This window comes from Stenotrophomonas sp. S41, from assembly GCF_016624625.1.
Lineage (GTDB): Bacteria > Pseudomonadota > Gammaproteobacteria > Xanthomonadales > Xanthomonadaceae > Stenotrophomonas.
On sequence record NZ_JACVTV010000088.1, the window covers coordinates 1 to 19,551 of the forward strand.

At 69.0% G+C, this 19,551-nt stretch carries 18 protein-coding genes; 3 read left to right on the top strand and 15 right to left on the bottom strand.

The annotated features are described in order from the left end of the window. Nucleotides 1-109 precede the first annotated feature (109 nt). The 3 genes from amt to glnA all read right to left on the bottom strand — a co-directional run bounded on the left by amt (nucleotide 110) and on the right by glnA (nucleotide 3,656). Nucleotides 110-1,537, bottom strand: coding sequence for an ammonium transporter (amt, locus tag IAE56_RS16025; RefSeq protein WP_200753204.1), 1,428 nt, complete (start codon nucleotides 1,535-1,537; stop codon nucleotides 110-112). A 22-nt stretch (nucleotides 1,538-1,559) separates the two neighbouring features. Then, the gene (locus tag IAE56_RS16030; protein WP_004134334.1) at nucleotides 1,560-1,898 is read right to left on the bottom strand and encodes a P-II family nitrogen regulator; all 339 of its coding nucleotides are present in this window, start codon (nucleotides 1,896-1,898) and stop codon (nucleotides 1,560-1,562) included. A 348-nt stretch (nucleotides 1,899-2,246) separates the two neighbouring features. Further along, nucleotides 2,247-3,656, bottom strand: a complete 1,410-nt coding sequence (gene glnA / locus IAE56_RS16035) for a type I glutamate--ammonia ligase (protein WP_108767271.1) — start codon at nucleotides 3,654-3,656, stop codon at nucleotides 2,247-2,249. Nucleotides 3,657-3,880: 224 nt separating this feature from the next. Between glnA and IAE56_RS16040 the strand changes: the two genes are divergently transcribed. Together IAE56_RS16040 and IAE56_RS16045 are read left to right on the top strand one after the other, a co-directional pair. Next, nucleotides 3,881-4,675 (top strand): undecaprenyl-diphosphate phosphatase, encoded by a 795-nt coding sequence (locus IAE56_RS16040; RefSeq protein WP_108767270.1) that lies wholly within the window; start codon nucleotides 3,881-3,883, stop codon nucleotides 4,673-4,675. Nucleotides 4,676-4,749: 74 nt separating this feature from the next. After that, nucleotides 4,750-5,574 (top strand): META and DUF4377 domain-containing protein, encoded by an 825-nt coding sequence (locus IAE56_RS16045; RefSeq protein ID WP_200753205.1) that lies wholly within the window; start codon nucleotides 4,750-4,752, stop codon nucleotides 5,572-5,574. Between the two features lie 306 nt (nucleotides 5,575-5,880). Here the strand turns inward: IAE56_RS16045 and IAE56_RS16050 are convergent, their stop codons facing one another. From IAE56_RS16050 to IAE56_RS16105, 12 genes are all read right to left on the bottom strand, one after another. Then, on the bottom strand, nucleotides 5,881-6,489 hold the full coding sequence (locus IAE56_RS16050; RefSeq protein ID WP_108767268.1) for a YbhB/YbcL family Raf kinase inhibitor-like protein: 609 nt from the start codon (nucleotides 6,487-6,489) through the stop codon (nucleotides 5,881-5,883). 10 nt (nucleotides 6,490-6,499) lie between these two features. Then, complete coding sequence (locus IAE56_RS16055) at nucleotides 6,500-8,572, bottom strand: tetratricopeptide repeat protein (RefSeq protein ID WP_200753206.1); 2,073 nt, start codon at nucleotides 8,570-8,572, stop codon at nucleotides 6,500-6,502. A 56-nt stretch (nucleotides 8,573-8,628) separates the two neighbouring features. Next, complete coding sequence (locus IAE56_RS16060) at nucleotides 8,629-9,618, bottom strand: alpha/beta fold hydrolase (RefSeq protein WP_200753213.1); 990 nt, start codon at nucleotides 9,616-9,618, stop codon at nucleotides 8,629-8,631. A gap of 52 nt (nucleotides 9,619-9,670) precedes the next feature. Then, nucleotides 9,671-10,462: a lysophospholipid acyltransferase family protein gene (locus tag IAE56_RS16065; protein ID WP_200753207.1), complete on the bottom strand. Its 792-nt coding sequence runs from the start codon at nucleotides 10,460-10,462 to the stop codon at nucleotides 9,671-9,673. Nucleotides 10,463-10,631: 169 nt separating this feature from the next. Continuing rightward, a complete protein-coding gene (locus tag IAE56_RS16070) occupies nucleotides 10,632-11,465 on the bottom strand; it encodes an MBL fold metallo-hydrolase (RefSeq protein WP_200753208.1) in 834 nt (277 codons plus the stop codon). Next, nucleotides 11,452-12,474 (bottom strand): NAD(P)-dependent oxidoreductase, encoded by a 1,023-nt coding sequence (locus IAE56_RS16075; protein ID WP_200753209.1) that lies wholly within the window; start codon nucleotides 12,472-12,474, stop codon nucleotides 11,452-11,454. Before IAE56_RS16075 ends, IAE56_RS16070 begins: the two co-directional genes overlap by 14 nt. Further along, the gene (locus tag IAE56_RS16080) at nucleotides 12,474-13,493 is read right to left on the bottom strand and encodes a 3-oxoacyl-[acyl-carrier-protein] synthase III C-terminal domain-containing protein (RefSeq protein WP_200753210.1); all 1,020 of its coding nucleotides are present in this window, start codon (nucleotides 13,491-13,493) and stop codon (nucleotides 12,474-12,476) included. Before IAE56_RS16080 ends, IAE56_RS16075 begins: the two co-directional genes overlap by 1 nt. 5 nt (nucleotides 13,494-13,498) lie before the next feature. Continuing rightward, nucleotides 13,499-13,933 (bottom strand): hotdog fold thioesterase, encoded by a 435-nt coding sequence (locus IAE56_RS16085; protein WP_108767261.1) that lies wholly within the window; start codon nucleotides 13,931-13,933, stop codon nucleotides 13,499-13,501. A 10-nt stretch (nucleotides 13,934-13,943) separates the two neighbouring features. Then, nucleotides 13,944-16,025: a phospholipase D family protein gene (locus tag IAE56_RS16090; protein WP_200753211.1), complete on the bottom strand. Its 2,082-nt coding sequence runs from the start codon at nucleotides 16,023-16,025 to the stop codon at nucleotides 13,944-13,946. Continuing rightward, nucleotides 16,022-16,651 (bottom strand): YceI family protein, encoded by a 630-nt coding sequence (locus IAE56_RS16095; protein ID WP_200753212.1) that lies wholly within the window; start codon nucleotides 16,649-16,651, stop codon nucleotides 16,022-16,024. The genes IAE56_RS16090 and IAE56_RS16095 overlap by 4 nt, the downstream gene beginning before the upstream one ends. A gap of 4 nt (nucleotides 16,652-16,655) precedes the next feature. Continuing rightward, nucleotides 16,656-17,132: a histidine phosphatase family protein gene (locus tag IAE56_RS16100; protein WP_108767258.1), complete on the bottom strand. Its 477-nt coding sequence runs from the start codon at nucleotides 17,130-17,132 to the stop codon at nucleotides 16,656-16,658. Between the two features lie 49 nt (nucleotides 17,133-17,181). After that, nucleotides 17,182-17,811 carry a ParA family protein gene (locus IAE56_RS16105; protein ID WP_108767257.1) on the bottom strand — a complete coding sequence of 210 codons (630 nt, stop codon included), beginning with the start codon at nucleotides 17,809-17,811 and terminating at the stop codon, nucleotides 17,182-17,184. Nucleotides 17,812-17,934: 123 nt separating this feature from the next. Between IAE56_RS16105 and IAE56_RS16110 the strand changes: the two genes are divergently transcribed. Next, nucleotides 17,935-19,419, top strand: a complete 1,485-nt coding sequence (locus IAE56_RS16110; RefSeq protein ID WP_108767256.1) for an AAA family ATPase — start codon at nucleotides 17,935-17,937, stop codon at nucleotides 19,417-19,419. Nucleotides 19,420-19,551: the final 132 nt, after the last annotated feature.

Below are 19,551 nucleotides of genomic sequence, written 5' to 3' on the forward strand. Positions count from 1 at the left end.
TTGTGGCGGGGGGGGGGGGGGGCGGGCCGGGGGGGGGGGGCCCCCCCACGGGGGGCCACCCACCAGGGCTCATGGCACCCACCAGGGCAGAAGGCTGCCCGCCGTTACCTCAGGCCTCGTAGGCCGATTCGCCGTGCGAGGTGACATCCAGGCCGGTACGTTCGGCCTCTTCGGTCACGCGCAGGCCGACCACCACCTTCACCAGCAGCAGGATGGCCGCGGTGACCACCGCCGACCAGACCACGGTGAGGCCGACGCTGACCACCTGCACCCACACCTGGTGGCCGATATCCAGATCGGCCTTGGTGCCGCCCAGCGACTGCGCGCTGAACACACCGGTGAGGATGGCACCGACGATGCCGCCGACGCCGTGCACACCGAACACGTCGGCGGTGTCGTCCACCTTCAGCAGGCGCTTCAGGCCGGTGACGCCCCACACGCAGACCACGCCGGCGACGAAGCCGATGACGATGGCGCCCAGCGGGCCCACGGTGCCGCAGGCCGGAGTGATGCCGACCAGGCCGGCCACCGCACCCGAGGCGGCACCCAGTGCCGACGGCTTGCCCTTGGTGATCGCTTCGGTGAGCGTCCAGCCCAGCACCGCCGCAGCCGTGGCCAGCACGGTGTTGAGGAAGGCCAGCGAAGCGACGGTGTCGGCGGCAGCGGCCGAGCCGGCGTTGAAGCCGAACCAGCCCACCCACAGCAGCATCGCGCCGATGTAGGTGAACGGCACGTTGTGCGGCTTCAGCGCGGTCTGGCCATAGCCCAGGCGCTTGCCGAGGAACCACGCGCCGACCAGGCCGGCCACGCCCGCGTTGATGTGCACCACGGTGCCACCGGCAAAATCGATCGCGCCCATTTCGCCCAGGTAACCGCCACCCCAGACGATGTGTGCCATCGGGATGTAGCTGAGGGTGAACCACAGCGCCGAGAACAGCAGCACCGCGCGGAACTTGATGCGTTCGGCGAAGGCGCCGACGATCAGTGCGGTGGTGATGCCGGCGAAGGTCGACTGGAAGGCGACGAACAGATAATCCGGCAGGCCCTTGATGGGCGTGTTGCCGACCGAATCAGGGGTGAAGCCCTTCAGGAACGCGAACTCGGTGAATGAGCCGAAGAACGGGTTGCCCGCACTGAACACCGCGCTGTAGCCGTAGGACACCCACAGCAGCAGCACCAGCGAGAACACCACCAGGATCTGGCTGAGCACCGACAGCACGTTCTTTGAACGCACCAGGCCGCCGTAGAACAGGGCCAGGCCCGGCACCACCATCAGCAGCACCAGCAGGGTGGAGGTGAGCATCCAGGCGACGTCGCCGTGGTCGAAGGCCGGCGCGGCGGCTTCAGCGGCGACCGGTGCCGCAGCCACCGGAGCCTGCAGCGGCTCGACCGCGACGGTTTCGCTGGGCAGCGGCGAGACCTGGGCCTGGGCGTTCGCGGTGCCCGGCCAGGCACCGGCAGCGAGCGCGCTGAGCAGCATCAACAGGCACACGAGATGGAACCGGGCTTGCCACCCGGTGAGAAGGCGCATCTTCATTTGGGGGAGTCTCCGGAAGGGGTTACAGCGCGTCGGCACCGATTTCGCCGGTGCGGATACGGATGACCTGCTCGACGGCAGTGACGAAGATCTTGCCGTCGCCGATCTTGCCGGTGCCTGCGGACGATTGGATCGCTTCGATCACCGCGTCGGCACGCTCGTCGGTGACCACGGTTTCGATCTTGATCTTGGGCAGGAAATCGACGACGTACTCGGCGCCGCGATACAGCTCGGTGTGGCCCTTCTGGCGACCGAAACCTTTCACTTCGGTCACGGTGATGCCCGACACGCCAGCGTCGGAGAGGGCCTCGCGGACCTCGTCGAGCTTGAACGGTCGGATGATGGCGGAGATCAGTTTCATGCGCATGTCCCGATGGTGGATGGGGCCACCGCGCCAGCGCGCGATGGCATCAGGCAACCACGGGCCATCGTGATGATGGCCGTGGCTGTTGCACCGGACACGTAATGGGCCGGGACGGCCGTGCCTCTCTCCTTGCACGACCGACGCGGGAGGGAGGGCGGCCCATTCGCGTATCCGGTCTCTCTCTTGCCCCTGGGTCAGCGGGCCAATGGCCCGCGTTTCCAATGCAGCGGACCAACGGTCCGCTCTACCACGACGGGCCTGGGCCCGCCATGCGGCTCCCCAGCCGCGAAGAACGGAGGCGATGGCGGCGGGTGGGAGGGAGGTCCCACCGCCATCGCCGGCCGGTCAGTTGGCGTAGTACAGCTGGTATTCCAGCGGGTGGGTCGCCGCGCGGAACTTGGTCACTTCCTGCATCTTCAGGGCGATGTAGCCGTCGATGAAGTCATCGCTCATCACACCGCCGGCCTTGAGGAACTCGCGGTCCTTGTCCAGCGCTTCCAGGGCCTGGTCCAGCGAGGAGCAGACCTGCGGGATCAGCTTCTCTTCTTCCGGCGGCAGGTCGTACAGATCCTTGTCGCTCGGTGCGCCCGGGTCGATCTGGTTCTTGATGCCGTCCAGGCCGGCCATCATCAGCGCGGTGAAGGTCAGGTAGCCCGACTGGATCGGATCGGGGAAGCGCATTTCGATGCGGCGCGCCTTCGGGTTGGACACCCACGGAATGCGGCACGAGGCCGAACGGTTGCGGGCCGAGTAGGCCAGCATCACCGGGGCTTCGAAGCCCGGCACCAGGCGCTTGTAGCTGTTGGTGCCCGAGTTGGCGAAGGCGTTGATGGCCTTGGCGTGCTTGAAGATGCCGCCGATGTACCACAGCGCCAGCTGGCTCAGGCCGCCGTAGCCGTCACCGGAGAACAGGTTGGTGCCGCCCTTGGACAGCGACTGGTGCACGTGCATGCCGCTGCCGTTGTCGCCGACGATCGGCTTGGGCATGAAGGTGACGGTCTTGCCGTTGCGGTGCGCCACGTTCTTGATGACGTACTTCATGCGCAGCAGTTCGTCGGCCTTCTGCACCAGGGTGCTGAACTTGGTGCCGATCTCGCACTGGCCGGCGGTGGCCACTTCGTGGTGCTGCACTTCCACTTCGATGCCGACCTGTTCCAGCGTCTTGCACATTTCAGCGCGCAGGTCGTGCAGGGTGTCGGTCGGCGGAACGGGGAAGTAACCCCCCTTCACGCCCGGACGGTAGCCGCTGTTGGCGCCGTCGTACTTGGCACCGCTGTTCCAGGCGGCTTCTTCCGAATCGACCTTGAAGAAGGTGTTGCCCATTTCATTGGCGAAACGGACCGAATCGAAGATGAAGAATTCCGGCTCCGGGCCGAAGAACGCGGTTTCGGCGATGCCGGAGGACTTCAGGTAGGCCTCGGCGCGCTTGGCGATGCCGCGCGGGCAACGGCCGTACGGCTGCATGGTGGCCGGGTCGAGGATGTCGCAGCTGATGACGATGGTCGGATCGGCGTAGAACGGATCGACATAGGCGCTGGCCGGGTCCGGCAGCAGGACCATGTCCGACTCGTTGATGCCCTTCCAGCCGGCGATGGAGCTGCCGTCGAACATCTTGCCTTCTTCGAACAGCGACGGTTCGATGATGCTGACCGGGAAGGTGACGTGCTGCTCGACGCCACGCATATCCACGAAACGCAGATCGACGAACTCGATCTGGTTGTCCTTGATCAGCTTCTCAACGTTTTCCACGGACATCGGTACGACCTCGGATGGGGATGAATGCCTGCTTGAGGTAGAGCAATGACCGTGCCAACTTTTTCGAGAACGCAAGTCGTTGATTTCAAACAGAGCGCCCCGGCGCGGTGCACAGCGGTGCGCACCAAAGGGGTGCATGCATCCCCTTCCGCACCCGTTTGGTGCGGCAGGGATCGTCTATCCTCTCGACCTTCTTCCTTCCGCTGCCGGCGCCCATTCCACCCATGTCCGATCTGCTCTCCGCCCTGTTGCTGGGCATCCTCGAAGGCCTCACCGAATTCCTGCCGATCTCCAGCACCGGCCACCTGCTGATTGCCCAGCACTGGCTGGGCGCGCGTTCGGACTTCTTCAACATCATCATCCAGGCCGGCGCGATCCTGGCCGTGGTGCTGGTGTTCCGCCAGCGCCTGCTGCAGCTGGCCACCGGCTTCGGCCAGCGCGAGAACCGCGAGTACGTGTTCAAGCTGGGCGCGGCCTTCCTGGTGACTGCCGTGGTCGGCCTGGTGGTGCGCAAGGCCGGCTGGTCGCTGCCGGAAACCGTGGGCCCGGTGGCCTGGGCGCTGATCATCGGCGGCGTCTGGATGCTGCTGGTGGAGGCCTATACCGCGCGCCTGCCCGACCGTGACCAGGTGACCTGGACGGTGGCGATCGGCGTGGGCCTGGCGCAGGTGGTGGCCGGCGTGTTCCCCGGCACCTCGCGTTCGGCCTCGGCGATCTTCCTGGCCATGCTGCTGGGCCTGAGCCGCCGCGCGGCCGCCGCCGAGTTCGTGTTCCTGCTGGGCATTCCCACCATGTTCGCCGCCAGCGCCTACACCTTCCTGGAACTGGCCAAGGAAGGAAACCTGGCCAGCGAGAACTGGACCGACGTCGGCGTGGCCTTCGTTGCCGCTGCCATCACCGGCTTCGTCGTAGTGAAGTGGCTGATGGGCTACATCAAGTCGCACACGTTCACCGCGTTTGCCGTCTACCGCATCGCCCTGGGCGCTGCATTGCTGCTGTGGTTGCCTGCCGGTAGCTGAACAACGCCGGGACCGGGCAACCCCATTCCCGGTCCCGACCCGTTTTTCCAGGTTCCTCAAGGAGACTCACCACCATGAACCGCACGCTCACCCTGCTCCTCCCGCTGGCCCTGCTGGCCGCCTGCAGCCAGACCCCGGCCCCGGCCGGCACCGGCGGCGACGACGTGGCCCCGGCCGCCACCAAGGCAGCCGACCAGCAGACGCTGGCGCACCTGGATGCGCAGCGCCTGCAGAGCCAGCACTGGTTGCTGAAGCAGGCCACCGCGGCCGATGGCACGCGCATCGATGCGCTGTTCGCCCGCGATGACAAGCCGGTCACCCTGGACTTCGCCGATGGCCGCCTGTCGGTGAGCAACACCTGCAACCGCCTCGGCGGTGGCTACACGCTCGACAACGGCACGCTGAAGGTGGGCGCGATGGTGTCGACCATGATGGCCTGCACCGACAAGGCGCTGATGGCGCTGGACGAAGCGGTGTCCAGCCGCCTGCAGGGCGAGCTGAAGGCCGCGCAGGGTGCCGATGGCGCGCTGACCCTGACCACCGGCAAGGGCGACGTGCTGGTATTCGCACCGGAACCGACCGCCGAGACCCGCTACGGCGGCCCGGGCGAAACCGTGTTCCTGGAAGTGGCCGCGAAGACCCAGAAGTGCTCGCACCCGCTGATTCCGGATTACCAGTGCCTGCAGGTGCGTGAGGTGAAGTTCGACGACAAGGGCCTGAAGCAGGGCGAGCCCGGCAAGTTCGAGAACTTCTACGGCAGCATCGAGGGCTACACCCACGAAGACGGCGTGCGCAACGTGGTGCGGGTGAAGCGCTTCAAGATTGCCAACCCGCCGGCCGACGGTTCATCGCTGGCCTATGTGCTGGACATGGTGGTCGAGTCGGCGACCGAGCGGTAAGGCCGACCAACCTGTGGTAGAGCCGACTGCTCGTCGGCTTGCTTCTGGAGGGCGGCCACAGGGCCGCCCTTCTTCGTTTCAGCGGCGACCCCACGATGCAGCCGGCCAGCGGCCGGCTCTACCCGGAGGGTGCAAGCCCTGAATACCGATAATTGCTTGGCTGCTTTGGTAGAGCCGACTGCTAGTCGGCTTCCTTTTGCAGAGTCGAGCCATGCTCGACTGTGTGGAAAGCAGCCGAGCATGGGCTCGGCTCTACAGAAAGCAGTAATGCAACGCCGGCCAGCGGCCGGTGTTGCCGGGTTGCCGTTACAGCGCGGGGTTCAGCGTGTAGGTGCCGTGCAGCGTGGCTTCGGCCAGCACGTGGCCGTGCATGGCGCGGTAGGCATCGGCGGCGGTGAAACGCTGCGGCAGGTCCAGCGTCGCCACGTCCAGCGCGAACACGCGGAAGAAGTAGCGGTGCACGCGCTCGTCATTGAACGGCGGGTACGGGCCGTCGTAGCCCAGGTAATCGCCGGCCATGTCCGGGTTGCCGGCGAACCAGCCGGTGAAGTCGTTCACGCCCTGGCGGCTGCCCGCCGGACCGGCCGGTGCCGGCTTGCCCTTAGCAACGAAGCCATCGCTGCAGCTGCCGGCGGCAATCTCATGCACCGACGCCGGAATATCGGCCATCACCCAGTGCACGAAATCGCAACGCGGCTGGTCGCGCGGCACGGTCATGTCGCTGCGGCCGACCGTGTCGGGCACGGTCGGCACGTCCGGATCCACGCACACCAGCAGGAACGCGCGGGTGCCATCGGGCACGCCGCTCCACGCCAGGTGCGGGTTGCGGTTCGGGGCGAAACCAGCGGCATCACCGGCCGCGAATTCGCGGTCGATCGGCGCGCCGGCGGTGATGCTGTTGCTGCTCAGCTGCATGGGGAGCTCCTTACGCTTCGGGATAGCCCAGTCGCACCGCGACCGGGGTCAACAGATCGAACGCTGCACTCATCACGTCGGTATAGCGGCGCCAGTGGCCGGCCGGGAAGCGCGGCGGGCCGATGCGCTCGGCCGGCGGGATCGAGGTGTTGAACAGCTCCTGCAGCATGCCGGCGACCACGCGCGGGTCATCGCCCACGTCGTCCATGCGCATCAGCATGTGCGGGTACAGGTCCTGCTCGTGCAGCGTCGCCACCTGGGCCATCGAACGCGCCAGCCACTCGGCCACTTCGGCCACGTTGTTGACCGCGAACGGTGCCGGCGCGCCGTAGGCGATCCAGTCCAGCAGCATGTCACGCGGGTCGCGCAGCACCACCAGCAGGCGGCCCTGCGGCAGGTGCGGACGCAGCGACCACAGCAGGGCGTTGTCCCACCACAGCAGCCAGTCGATGACGGTGTCGTTCTGCACGCCGCGCTGGCGCAGCGTGTCACGCCAGCCGCTCACCAGGCCTTCGGGGCTGAGGTCACCGGAAGCGAGCTTCTGCAGGGTGAAGTAGTTCTGGAACGCGTCATCCGGCGGGGTCGGCGCGAAACGGTCGCTGCGCATCACCGGGCTTGCGCCGGCGAAGGTGACCGCCACGCGTTCAACGCCCGAACCCGGTGCGCCCCACAGGAAGATCGGTGCGGAGGCAGCGCTTTCGGCATCGACCTCGCCCAGGTCGGGCCAGCTCGGCGGTGCCTTGGCCTGCGGCGGCAACGGCAGGCGCTCGGCGTTCTGCTCGGCATGCAGCTCCAGCCAGGTGCGCAGCGCTTCGCGCGGCTGGCCAGCCTGGTCCTGCACCTCGCCCAGCCAGGTGCGCAGCTCGCGGCGACGGGACTCGGGCACCGCGTCGACCAGGCCCTGTACGTGGGCAACGGCGGCGGCCGGGTCACGCGCCAGCAGCGCGCCGACCAGGCGGGTTTCGCCACTGATGCGGCCCGGTTCCAACGCGACGATGCGGGCCGCCAGGGCTTCCACGGCGTCGGCTTCGCCGGCCGCTTCATGCAGGCGCAGGCGCGCTTCCAGGGCGGGGACGAATTCGGGCATGGCCTCGATCCAGCGATCAGCCACGGCAATCGCGCCCGGGCTGCCGAAGACTTCCGGCGCCAGGCGTGCCAGCCACAGGTGCGGCAGCTGCGGCTGCTCGGCCAGCACGTCGTCCAGGTCGGCGCGGGCTTCTTCCTCGCGGCCCAGGCGCTGCCAGCAGGCCAGCAGCAGCTCGACCACGCGGCGGTCGCCCGGGTTGGCCTTCAGCATCGGCCGCAGCTGCTCCAGCGCCTGCATCGGCTGGTCGGCCTGCAGGGCGATCTCGGCACCGAGGCGCTGCAGCGCCGGCGTATCCAGGCCCGGCACCTGCAGCGCCTGCTGCAGCTGCTGGTGGGCGGCCTCGACGTTGCCCTGGCGCAGCGCCAGCTGCACCACCAGACCATGCAGGCTGGTCATCTTCGGGTTGATGTCGAGCACGCGGCGGAAGGCCTGCTCGGCAAAGGCCAGCATGTCCTTGGCCTGGTAGGCCGACCCCAAGGCGTACAGCACGCGCGGATCGTTGGGCATCTGCCGGGCGGCTTCGGACAGCAGCTGCAGCGCGCGGTCGGCGTCATCGCGGTACAGGGCCACCATGCCCTGCAGCGCCAGCACTTCCGGATGCTCCGGCTGCAGCTTGGCGGCCAGCGTGGCCTGCCGTGCGGCGGTGTCGATGTCCTTGCGGCCGATCGCCAGATGGGCTTGCATCAGGTACGCCTCGAAGGCGTTGGGGTTGAGGTCGGTGGTGCGCAGCAGCGCTTCGTCGGCGCCCTCGAACTGGTGCAGGGCCAGCAGCAGGCCGGCCTGCTGCAGGTGCAGCTGTGCATCGTCCGGGGCCAGCAGCAGCGCCTGCTGCAGGGGTTCCTGCGCGGCCTCGGGCTGGCCCTGCTGCTGCAGCGCAAGCGCCAGCCAGCGGTGGGCCTGGGCCTGGCCGGGTTCATCGTGCACCCACGCCTGTGCCAGCTGCACGGCCTGTGCGGTGTCGTTCTGGCGCAGGGCCTGGAGAATCTGGTCTTGCATGGCAGTCCGGTTCAATGGCAAACCCGCATTGTAGCGGGCTGCGCGCCGGTGCCGGTTCAGCCCGCCAGCACCCGCTGCAGGCGCTGGGCCACCCAGCGTTCGGAGAAGCCGTCGCCGCGCCAGTTTTCCAGGAACCCGCAGTGGCCGCCCCAGCAGGCGGTTTCCAGCCGCGCGTGCTGCGGCAGCTGCCAGTCGCGGAAGGTGGCGTAGGGAATGACCGGATCATCCTGGGCCATCAGGATGTCGGCCGGCAGCTGCAGGGTGGACAGGCGGTCACCGGCGATCGAGTAACCATCGAAGTAGGCCTGCAGCGTGCCGAAATCGGTATGGCGCTCGACCAGCCAGGTGGTCAGCGCGCGGATGTCCAGCTTCAGCACGCGGTCGTCGCAGTCGCTCAGTTCCGGGAACAGGTCGCGCTTGCGGCGCAGCGAGCCGGCCCACTTGCGGCGGAAGTACCAGTCGTACATCGCCGGGCCGCTCTGGATGCTGTCCATGGTCAGCGCCGGATCCAGCACCGGGCACACCGAGGCCACCCGTTGCAGCGGCACGCCGGCCGCAGGCGCACGCAGGGCCAGGCGCAGCACGAAGTTGCCACCCAGCGAGTAACCGGCGGCCACCAGCGGCAGGTCCGGCCAGCGTCGCGCGATGTCACCGGCCGCCTGCACCACTTCGTCGATGCGGTTGGAGTGGAAGATGCCGGGATTGAGGTGATGGGTATTGCCGTGGTCGCGGAAGTTCAGCCGCACCACGTCGAAGCCCTGGTCGATCATGCGCGCGGCCGCCATGCGCATGTAGCTGGATTCGGCGCTGCCTTCCCAGCCATGCAGCAGCAGGGCCATGCCCTTCGGCTCGCGGCCTTCGATGTAGCTGTGCCAACCCTGCAGGCGCACGCCGTCGCCACCGTCGAGGATCAGTTCTTCGCTGACCGCACCGGTGGCGGCCAGCAGCAGCAGGCCACGCTGCAGGCGCATGCGGCTGGAGCTGAGCATGGATTGCAGGTGCGGATTGCGCAGCCAGCGCGGCGGCTGGTAGTCAGCCGCATGCAGCGTCGGCGTACCGGCATCCAGCAGGGGTGGCGGGATCAGTGCCACCGCACGCTCACTGCCCGCTCATCGCCGCCACGATACGCGCGCGCGAGGTTTCCGCGATGCGTCGACGGCCTTCCAGGTCCTGTGCACCGATCGGTGCCAGGAAGTGCACTTCCGCACGTCGCGCCGGCTCACCGAGCAGGCGCAGGAAATTGGCGAAGAAACTCTCGCCCGGGCCGAAGGCCACGATGGTCTGCGCGTCGCCATGGGCGCCGTAGACCAGGGCCACCGGCTGCACCGGCACGCCGGTTTCAACCGCGGCCTGGAAGATGCGCGCATGGAACGGGCCCACTTCGTGGCCGCCCCGGGTACGCCCTTCCGGGAACACGCCCACCGCCTTGCCATCGCGCAGGCGGTCGGCCATCACCTGCATGACCCCACCGAGCGATTCGGTGTTGCCACGCTGGTGGAAGATGGTCTGCCCGCGCGCGGCCAGCCAGCCCACTACCGGCCAGCTGGCGATCTCGCGCTTGGCGACGAAGCCCATCATGCGCTGGCTGTGCAGGATGGAGATGTCCACCCAGCTGACGTGGTTGGCGACGAACAGCACCGCGCCCGGCAGCGCCGAACCGATCTGCACCAGGCGGAAGCCGAAGATCCACATCAGGCCACCCTGCCACCAGTTGACGACCTTGGCGCCGAAGGTGGCATCGCCCACGCGCAGTTCGCCCCACGGCGGAAGGATGCCGATGAGGATCAACGGCAGGAACACGAGGATGTGGACCAACAGCAGCGGTACGCGGTACAGGTAACGGCACACACGCGCCACGCCGCCACGGGGGGCCGGAGTGGGGGAAGTCATCCGCGCACGATACCGGAGGGCCGCAGCCGCTGCCAGCCGATTCTGGCCATAAGTCCTATTGACCGCGGCCATGGGCGGGAACACGGTGTCCTGTTGGCGGGGCTGCTGGGGGCGTAGAGTCGAGCTTGCTCGACTGCCCGGGCCCGGCAGCAGTCGAGCAAGCTCGACTCTACGGGGTCGCGGCGGGGCGCCATTGCCCGCAATGGGCCGGTACCAGCTGCAGGTCGCTGACCTGGCGCTGGGTCTGCTGCAGCCGCTGCAGGGTCTGCCGGTAGGTGCCGGTGTGGCCAAGCAGTGCGGTGACCAGCCGCGGCGGCGGCACGCCATCGGTGATGGCGGCGCTGGACCAGGCGGCGTCGGCCACCAGGAACACCGGGCGGCCATCGGCCCCTTCGAACAGCAGCCCGTGCTGGCCCACCGCATGGCCGGGCAGCGGCACCGCCAGCAGGCTGCGGTCGCCCAGCACGTCGCGGCCACGGCCGAAGGCATCGAAGGGACGCGGCAGGTCCACCTCCGGCAGGCTCTCCAGCCAGCCCATGCGCGGCGCCGCATCGCGGGTCAACGCGGGCAGCAGGCCCACGCTGAGCGCACGCAGGCGCCCGCGCGCGGCCTGGTCCTGCCACGCGGCGCGGGAACACAGCAGCGGCACGTCAGGGAAATCGAGCACGCCACCCACATGGTCACCGTGCAGGTGCGAGAGCACCACCAGGCCGATGTCGGCCGCGCCGATGCCACGCTGCTGCAGCTGCGCGCGCACGCTCTGGCCCGGGCCCAGGTGCACCGGCGTAACCCAGCGGTACAGGCGCTCGGGGAAGCGCGCGGTGGCCTGCAGGAAGGCGTCCGAATAGCCGGTGTCGAACAGGATGAGGCCGCGCTGCGGATGCCGCAGCAACGCCACCAGCGCCGGGAATTCGCAGCGATGCCAGCTGGCCCCCTGGCGCACGGCACGTTGCGGGTGCACGCAATGACCGGCCTCGATCAGTTCCCACTCAAGCCGTGCCATCGCTGCCTCCGTGCTGCTTCCAGGCGTGCTGCTTCCAGTGCGTGGCGAAGGCCTGCAGCGCCGCCTGCACGCCGGTACGCGGGTCGTAGCCGAGGTCGCGCCGCGCGGCGCTGATGTCCAAGGTCTGCGAGTAGCCCAGCACGCCCACGCCATAGCGGGTCAGGCGCGGCTCGGGGCGGCCCGGGCGCAGGTTGGCCACGGTTTCGGCCACACTGGCCGCGGCCAACGCCACCATTCGCGGCACCGGCCGCAGGCGCACCTGCAGGTCCATCGCTTCGAACAGGCCGGTGACCAGCGCATGCACGTGCAGCGGGGTGCCCGCGCTGATGTTGTAGGCGCGCCCGCTGCAGCGCGCATCCGCCTGCAGCGCCAGGCTCACCGCCTGCACGGCATCGTCGATGGGGGTGACATCGATGAGCGCGCGGCCGCCATGGATCAGCGGGAAACGGCCGCTGGCCGCCACCGCCAGCAGGCGGGGCAGGATCGCGCGGTCACCGGGCCCGAACACCGCACGCGGGCGCAGCACCACGGTGTGCAGCCCCTGGCGTGCGGCTGCGGCCACGGCCAGCTCCGATTCCCATTTGCTGCGGGCGTAGTCGGTGATCCAGCGCCGTGGCGGCTGGAAGCGTTCATCCAGACCGTACTGGTCGGCGAAGCGGAAATAGATGCTGGGCGAACCCAGGTGGACCAGCCGGGCAACGCCGGCCGCCTGCGCGGCCTGCAGCAGGCGCGTGGTGGCCAACACGTTCGCCCGCTGGAATGCGGCTGCCGTTCCCCAGGGCTGCGACATCGCCGCGCAGTGCACCACCGCATCGCAGCCCTGCAGCAGCGGCGCCAGGGCGTCCTCGGCAAGATCGGCAGCAATCACTTCGATACCGTGCGCGGCCAGCGCCTGCAGCCGCAGCGCATCGCGCCCGCTGCCGCGCACCTGCCAGCCCTGCGCCGCCAACGCCAGCGCGACATGCTGGCCGATGAAGCCGCTGGCGCCGGTGACCAGGACCCTGGCCATCAGTAGCGCAGCACCGCGCCGCCCAGCGCCAGGCCAGCGCCGGTACCGATCAGCAGGGCCTGGCCGCCGCGCGGCAGGCGGCCGTCGATCAGGGCCTGGTGCAGGGCCATCGGCAGCGAGGCCGCCAGCTGGTTGCCGTGCTCGCGCAGGATGCGCACCAGCCGCTGCGGCGGCAGGCCCAGTACCCGTTGCAGATGATCCAGGGCCTGGCCGCTGGCCTGGTGCGGCACGATCACATCGCACGCGGCCAGCGAGGTGCCGGCACTGTCCAGCAGATCCTGCAGGAAGCCGGGCAGGCGCCGCGCGGCTTCGCGGTACAGCGCCTTGCCCTGCATCTGGAAATGATGGGCCGCACGGTAGGCATCCACATCGTCGAACAGGCGCATGCCGGTGCCGCAGGTCGGCACCTGGCACAGTTCGGCACCGTCGCCATAGGTGCGCAGGCGGGTGGCCAGCAGCGCCGAGGCCTGGCTGTCGCCGGCACGTTCAACCAGCATCGCCACTGCACCATCGCCGAACAACGGTGCGGTCAGCGGGTCATCCGGGTCGAGGCCGGCACTGGGAATGTCGCTGCAGACGATGAGCACGCGCCGGTAGCGACCCAGCGCCAGCAGGCTGCCGGCCATTTCCAGCGCCACCACGAAGCCCAGGCAGGTGGCGTTGACGTCGAAGGACGGTATGCCGCTGTCACCCAGGCCCAGGGCGCGCTGCACCAGCACGGCCTGGCAGGGAATGGCCTGCTCCATCACCCCGCAGGCGGAGATGATGCAGTCGATGTCGGTGATCGCCAGGCCAGCCTGCTGCAGGGCTTGGCGTGCGGCCTGCGCGCCCATCCACGAGGCCCGCTCGTCGGGCGCAGCATGGGCGCGGCTGGCCACGCCGCTGTGCCGCTCGACCCAGCCGTCCGGCTTGTTCCAGCGCTGGTCGAAGTGCTGCGACGGCACCCGCAGGCGCGGCAGGCAGGCTCCGCTGGCGATGATCCGCAGCGGCAGCGCGGCGGGAGCAGGCAGCCCGGACATCGGCCTCAGCCGTGGCCTGCAGCCACCACCGCCAGGGTCAGCCGCGAGATGCACACCAGCCGGCCCTGTTCGTCTTCGATGCGGATTTCCCACAGCTGCGTGCTGCGGCCCACGTGCACCGCACGCGCAGTGCCGGTGACGGTGCCGCTGCGCACGGCACGCACGTGGTTGGCGTTGATCTCAAGGCCCACGCAGACCTGCTTGCCGGTATCCACGCAGAGGTTGCCGGCGCTGCTGCCCAGGGTTTCGGCCAGCACCACCGAGGCCCCGCCGTGCAGGATGCCGTACGGCTGGCGGGTGCGTTCGTCGACCGGCATGGTGGCCTGCAGCCAGTCATCACCGGCGGCGGTGAAGGCGATGCCCAGGGTATCGATGGCCGTACCACGGCTGAGCGCATTGAGCTGGTCGATGGAAACAGCTTCGCGGAACACCTGGGTCATGCAAGCACCTTCAGAGAATGGGGACGAGGCCGGCGCCGAATGCGGTCAGCATGCGCACCAGCAGCCATTTCGGGCCGACGTTCACTTCGGGGAAGTCACCGACGGGCACGTAGCAGCGATGGAAATCCGGGCTCTGCCGCGGCAGCGGCTGCGGGCAGTCCACGCCGGGCTGGAACTCGTAGTCGGTGGCGTAGCGCCACGGCCAGAAATCGAGGATGGGCAGTGCTTCGGACGCCTTGCCCACGCTGTAGTTCAGCCCCGACAGCACCGGCGGCTTGGCGCGCGGCGCCACCGTCCAGGAATTCTGCGGGTGGGTGTCGCGCAGGATGCTCTGCGCCAGCTGCTCGGCGAACACCGGGTCGTCGATGATGACCGCACCTTCGGTGTTGTAGTTCTCGCTGCGCGGATCGAAGTTGTGGGTGCCGACCACGCCGATGCGGCGGTCGACCACCAGCGACTTCGCATGCAGGCCCATGCGCGCGCCCTTGCGGGTGACCGGCAGCGGCTTGTTGACCGCCTTGCTGCCCAGGAACGAGGGCCGCGTTTCGGTACGCAGCAGGCGGGTTTCCACTTCACTGCCGGCGGCACGGCGGCGCGCCCGGCTGTTTTCGTAGGCGCTGCCCAGGCGCGGATGCTCCACGGCCGGGCGGGCGCCCTGCCCGTCGCTGTCCGCGGTGGCCGGCGTTGACGGTGCATCGTCGTTGCCACCGCCGGCATTGCTGCCGGCTGCGCTGCCGCCGATCAGCGGATTGCGCACGCCCGCGTCGCCCACGGTGCTGCCGCCACTGCCCAGCGGGTCGGGCAGCAGGTTGCGGTAGTCGACCGGCGCATCCAGCGGGAACGGCTTGTATTCGAAGATGTTGAAGCCCAGTTCGCGCATGTTGCGCCGCTTGTACTTGTAGGACAGCGCATACACGATCGGGTTGTCGGTGGCCGCCAGGCTGTTGCTGGACACCACCACGCGCGGCGGTTCGGGGCGCTTGCGCAGCTCGCGGAACAGCTTCTGCGCCGGCTTGGACAGCACCAGGTACGGCGTCTGCAGGATCACTTCCTTCTGCGCGCCGGAAATGAGGGCGTCCAGCTGCGGCTCGGTAACGTGCTGGCCAGCCAGCGGCGCACTGGCGCGCTCGCGGCGGTGCTTGCGCGGCAGGTCGGCGACGTAGCGCACCGAGTGCACCGGCAGCGCGGTGTCGACGAACGAGCGGGTGATGAAGTCGGTGTCGTTGGCTTCCTCGCTGACCCGTTCCACCCGCTCGGGGCGGCGGAACTGTGCCGGCGGCATGGCCGGCACGCCGGCGTTGAGCAGGGTCCGGCCGACATCGTTCAGCCGTTCGGCGGGCACGCTGCGCGGCGCGCGCCAGAACGCATCGAAGTTGGCGGCCATCGCCCGCGCTTCCGGCCCGGCGATCAGCACGTCGCGGTCGCGGAAGTTGTACTCGCGGTCCCAGTCGTAATAGTCGTCCTGGTAGTTGCGGCCACCGACCACGCCGATCGCATCGTCGATGACCAGCAGCTTGTTGTGCATGCGCTGGTTGAAGCGGCGGAAGCAGCACAGCACGCTGCCGGCATAGTCGAAGTAGTTCAGCCGGGCCTTGCCGAAGGTCGGGTTGTAGACCCGCAGCTGGAAGTTCTGGTGGGCGCCGGACAGGGCGCCCAGGATCTCCAGGTCGGAGATCGCCGAGAGCTGGTCGATCAGCACCCGCACCTTCACCCCGCGGCGCGAGGCGGCCAGCAGTTCGTCGATGACCAGCCGGGCGCTGTCGTCCTTGTCGAAGATGTAGGTCTGCAGGTCGATGCTGCGGGTGGCACTGCGCAGCAGGTTCAGGCGGGCGACCAGGGCATCCTCGCCTTCGTCGAGCAGGGTGGCGTAGTGCAGCGGCTGCGCTTCGGTCGATTCGCTGAATGCGCGACCGGCCAGGGATCGCAACGGCGAATCCAGCGCGCAGCGATCGGCACGCTGGCAGTCGACCTGGGTCGAACGGGCCTGCACGGCGATGGCCTGGGCACGGTCGCGCTCGGCGTTGGACAGCGACGCGCAGCCACTGCCCAGCAACACGGTTGCCAGCGCCAGTACACGCAGCAGGAGATTCACGGTTTCGGCGCCTCGCTCAGGCGGGCTCGCAGTACGAAGGTCACTCGGTCACTCAAGGCAAGCTGCCAGCTGTCCATGCCGTACCGGCCTCGTTGCACGGTACCGCGGCTGACGACATCGCAATCATAGCCGGGTCGGGAACATTCCGCCTTCTCCACCCGCAGGGTTTCCGGGTGGCTGACCCCGCGCAGGGTGAGCCGGCCCTGGATGTCGCCGCCGTTGCCGACGGTGTCCGGCCAGTAGGGCAGCGAATCGAATTCGACCGACGGGTAACGCCCGGCATCGAAGAACTCCGGCCCGCGCATCCAGCCGGTGTAGCGGTCCTTGCCCGGGATCTCCACCGAGCGGGTGAACATCTTCAGGTGCACCTGGTGGCGGCCGTCGGACAGTACTTCGACGCGTCCCTCGAAGTGCGGGAACAGCCCTTCGATGCGCTGGCCGAAGCGGGTGCGCACCTCAAAGCCGATCCGCGAGCGCTGCAGGTCCATGTACAGCACACGCGACGACTCGGCCGACGCCAGCGCCGCCACCGGCGGCAGCGGCGTGGGGGATGGAGGGGCAGCCCAGGCCGGGCTGCAGACCAGCAGCACCGGCAGCAGGCAGCGGCCGGGCCGTGCCAGGATCATCGACTCACGGCCACCAGAAGGCGTTCAGGCTGGCCACGCCCGGCTCGATCGCCGCCTCGCGCGGGAACCCGAGCACGGCCACGGCGGCCGGCGGCATGCCCCGGTAGTCGCTGCTGGTGCCTTCGGTCATCAGTGCCACCAGCCGCTCCAGGCCGGGGTTGTGGCCGACGATCAGCACCCGGTCGAGGTCCCGGCGCTCATCCACCAGCGCGGCCAGGGTACCGGGGGTGGCTTCGTAGATGCGGTCTTCCAGGCGCTTCTCGACATAGCCGATGGCCGCCAGCACTGCTTCCAGGGTCTCGCGGGTACGCCGCGACGGCGAGCACAGCACGCAGTCCGGCAGCAGGTTGTTTTCCTTCATCCACTTGCCGGCCGCCTCGGCTTCGGCAAGACCCACCGGCGACAACGGCCGATCGAGGTCGGCCTGGCCGGGGGTGGCCGGTTCGGCATGGGCATGGCGCAGCAGGATCAGTTCACGCATCGCGAGGTTCCATGAAAGTGAGGGTGCAGCACAAAGGGTGACGTACGCGTCACAGCTTCAACCAGGCCAGCAGCGGCTCCCAGTCGGCCTGGTGCTCACGCACCTGGGCCGAGCGGTAATCGAACAGGCTGCGGCCAAGGCCGGTCATCACCACGTAGCTCTGGCTGTCGCGCAGCTGGGCGACCACCGGGTACGGCCATTCGCCCAGCATCTGCAGGGCCTGTTGCGAGGTCTGGGTCCACGGCTTGGTGCGGTTGAGGACCAGGCCCACCGGCAGCTTGCGGCTGTGCACGCGCGGGTTCTGCGCCAAGCTGTTGAGGAAGCCGACGATGGCTTCGATGTCCAGCGCCGAGGGCAGCACCGGCACCACCACGGCATCGGCGGCGTCGAGGAAATGGGGGATATCGTCGGCCAGTGCGCCGGCCGGTGCGTCGATGATGACGGTATCGGTCCCGTCGGGCAGCTTCTGCGCCCACTGCTTCCTGCGGTACACGTCGATGGGCAGGACCGCGCTGTCCAGCCCGGCCCGGCGCTGTGCCCAGCGGGTGCTGGAGCCCTGCGGGTCGGCGTCGGCGATCACCGTGGCCTTGCCCTGCAATGCCGCGTATGCGGCCAGGTGGGTGGCGACGGTGGTCTTGCCCACCCCGCCCTTGGAACCGGCCACCAGGATCGTCTTCATGCCAGCCTCGCTTCCGGGTACGTGCCCCGAGCGTACACCGGCGATGGTGACGTTAGGTAGAGACGGCCTGAATCAATCCGCATCGGCTTTGCTATCGTTGCGCTCCCGAAGGATCGAACCGGCATGAGCGAACTGCAGGACCTGAGCGCATTGATCCGCGCCAACACCCCCCTGATCGTCATCGAGACCCAGGACGAGGGTCGCATCGTCGAACTGTTCCGGCAGACGCTGATGCATGTCTGGCGTGCCCTGCACCGCTGGTCGATCACCGAGGGCCTGCGCCGCATCGACCTGGAGCGCGAGGACGATGCGATCGGCCCGCCCGACGCCAGCGCCGCCCTGCAGATGATCCGCCAGGCCGAACAGCGCGGCATCTACCTGCTGCTCGATTTCCACCCCTACCTCGGTTACGCCAGCCACCAGCGTGCGCTGCGCGACCTGATCCAGCGCCGTCACAGCCAGCCGCACGTGCTGGTGCTGATCGGCGCCAAGGTCGAGCTGCCGGCCGAACTGGAAGCGCTGGCGGTGCGCTTCAACCCGCGCCTGCCCGATGCCAACGCCCTGCTGAAGATGCTGCGCGAGGAGGCCGACGCCTATGCCCGCGAGCATGGCGGCCGCCGGGTGGAAGTGGACAGCGAAGCGGTCAAGAAGATCCTGAAGAACCTGCAGGGCCTGAGCCTGGTCGATGCCCGGCGCATCGCCCGCCAGCTGATCTATGCCGACGGCGCGCTGCGCGACGACGACCTGCCGCAGCTGGCGCGGCTGAAGTTCGAGCTGCTCAACCGCAGCGGCCACCTGTTCTTCGAACATGACAGCGCGCGCTTCGGCGACGTGGCCGGTGCCAACCGGCTGAAGCGCTGGATCAACCAGCGCCGGGTCGCCTTCATCGCCGGCTCCGCCCCGGCCGGCCTGGACCCGCCGCGCGGCATGCTGCTGCTGGGCGTGCAGGGCTGCGGCAAGTCGATGCTGGCCAAGGCCACCGCCGCCGGCTTCGGCGTGCCGCTGCTGCGCCTGGACGTGGGCGCGCTGTACAACAAGTACCACGGCGAGACCGAAGCCAACCTGCGCCAGGCCCTGGCCTCGGCCGAGCAGCTGGCGCCCTGCGTGCTGTGGATGGACGAGATCGAGAAGGGCCTGGCCAGCGGTGGCGATGATGGCGGCGTATCGCGCCGCGTGCTGGGCCACCTGCTGACCTGGATGGCCGAGCGCAAGGCGCCGGTGTTCATCGTGGCCACCGCCAACCAGGTGCACGAGCTGCCGGCCGAACTGCTGCGCAAGGGCCGCTTCGACGAGATCTTCTTCGTCGACCTGCCGCCGCCGGACGTGCGGGTGGAGCTGCTGCGGCTGCACCTGGGCCGGCGCCAGCTCAACGCGGATGATTTCGCGCTGCCGGCGCTGGCAGCGGCGGCGAACGGGTTCTCCGGCGCGGAGATCGAGCAGGCGATCGTGGCGGGGCTGTATTCGGCGCATGCCGAAGGGCGGCCGCTGGATACCGAGCTGCTGATGACCGAGATCCGCGCGACGCGGCCGCTGTCGGTGTTGATGGCCGAGCAGGTGGCGGCATTGCGCGAGTGGGCGTCGGGGCGGACGGTGTCCGCGGACGACTGAGGGGGTTTTCGGCCAACGGCGGAGCCCCTCGTGGCTGGCGGTTGGGTAAAGTCGACTGTTGGTCGACTGGCATTGTGAGCTGGGCCGGGGGGGGGGGGGGGGGGGGGGGGGGGGGGGGGGGGGGGGGGGGGG